Below are 1,819 nucleotides of genomic sequence, written 5' to 3' on the forward strand. Positions count from 1 at the left end.
AAGCATTCTGGTAATATGTCAAGAACAATTTGAGAAGATTTTTGGATGATTTATGTAAAAAAGGGCGCACTTCACCTAGCATACGCCTAAAATAGAATGTATGTTCGAACTACTCGTTATTAAATTCAGCGTCCAATTTTTCGCCGGTGTACAGTTGGTTTTTGACCAGCAATCCAAAAACGAGTCGTACGAATTTACGAGATGTAAGCGCGAGTGCTCTCTTGTGCTGATGTTTGGTAACCTCAGCATATTTTTTCGAATAGAATTCTTTGTACTCAGGAATATGGTGTCTTACGCTGTTGGCGGCTTCTCCGAGATAATAACGAAGATATGTGTTACCAGCTTTAGACACACGATTGTCTTCGGAAACAAAGTCTCCGGAATCATTTTTGAGCCATATTAAACCGGCATATTTAGCCAGTGCATCTGAAGAATGAAATGCGTTAATATCGCCTATTTCAGACAGGATGCCGCCTGCCCATACAGGACCTATTCCTGGAATTGATTTGAGAATTGTAAAAGCATTGGGATTCATGCCGTTGATACATTTCTCTATTGCCTGATCTATCAGTTTCATTTCTTTTTGGTAGGTCTGAATGCAGTTAAATGAGCTTGCCAATGATACATTGAGTGGCTCATACATGCATTTGTCTAACCGGTAAGAATCTCTTGCAGCTTTTTTTAAAAGCTCAGAGGTTTTTGATATATCACTGATACGATTTCTGCTTTTTTGAGACAGAAATTGTAGTAAGTCTTCTTCAGAGGCATCTATGATTTCCTGAAGAGACATAAACTCTGTCAAAACGGCAGAGGATGTAGCACCATAGATGTTGCTGAAAGGTTGTTTATCATCATCTAAAAGCTGAAGTTCACTAAACTTTAAATAGAGGTTTGAAACCATATAAGTTTTTTCTCTGGTGATGCATTCAGCCAGATGAAGACGATGTCGTGTCAGGCGTTTTAATGCTAAAAACTGACCGCCACGCCAGGGTTCACATTTCTTTGTGCGACCGCACCGGGCAAAATCAGCTATGAGATATGCATCCATTGGATCCGATTTTTCCATAGCTATATAACTTTTGCGGTAGTTGGCGGTTGCTTTAGGATTTAAGCAGAACACATAAGGTTTATAGGGCATTAGAACTTCGCATGTTGACAGGAAGTTAGCAATATGAATGCTATAAACAGATGTGGACTCCAATGCAACAACAATGGTATTTAAGTTAGAATGGGTCTTCATACATTCTAAAATCATCTTAGCAAGTTCATCAGCACCTGGCTGGTTGTTCTTGAAAGAAGAGGATATGTATTGATTTTCATCAAAGTCCATAGCGCAAACAACGTTAGACTTTGAGCTTACATCAATACCAACAAACAAAGTGGACATATAGTTGATCTTTATCATGTTATCACGCTCCTTTCTGATCTGGATTTGTGAAGTCTTAAGTGAAGGTTTATCCTGCGCTGCATATGGTGACTGAAACCTCGCGTAATGAGCATTCATCCAGTCAGCATTTTTTGCTGGTGCTACGGCTGGAGATGAAACTTCTGTGTAAGCAGAATGTGCCATATGCGCCAGGCTGCATGCTTTCTAAGCAGTCTCGGACAAAGTCGGCTGAAAGGAGAAAAAGCAGTGCCTTCGGACATCAGACTCTACTGATATCATAACACAGGATTAACTATAAATAAATGTAACTATTGACCGTATAGATGGGAATTGGATGAGGGGAGTTCCTCTTAGATGTCCTTACCTCTATACCATAAAAAGAATAAGTCTGTAAGCTAATTATCCTTGCTTACAAACTTATTATACGAGGAG

At 39.4% G+C, this 1,819-nt stretch carries 1 protein-coding gene; it reads right to left on the reverse strand.

What is annotated here, in order from left to right:
- Window positions 1-109 precede the first annotated feature (109 nt).
- Entirely contained in the window at window positions 110-1,405 is a 1,296-nt protein-coding gene (locus ASU35_RS04560) for an IS110 family RNA-guided transposase (RefSeq protein ID WP_058351877.1), read from the reverse strand.
- Between the last annotated feature and the right edge of the window lie 414 nt (window positions 1,406-1,819).

Source organism: Acetivibrio ethanolgignens, assembly GCF_001461035.1.
Classification (GTDB): domain Bacteria; phylum Bacillota; class Clostridia; order Lachnospirales; family Lachnospiraceae; genus Velocimicrobium; species Velocimicrobium ethanolgignens.

Coding starts and splice junctions, on each gene's coding strand:
- ASU35_RS04560 (WP_058351877.1), bottom strand. CDS start 1,405: ATGATAAAGATCAACTATATGTCCACTTTGTTTGTTGGTATTGATGTA.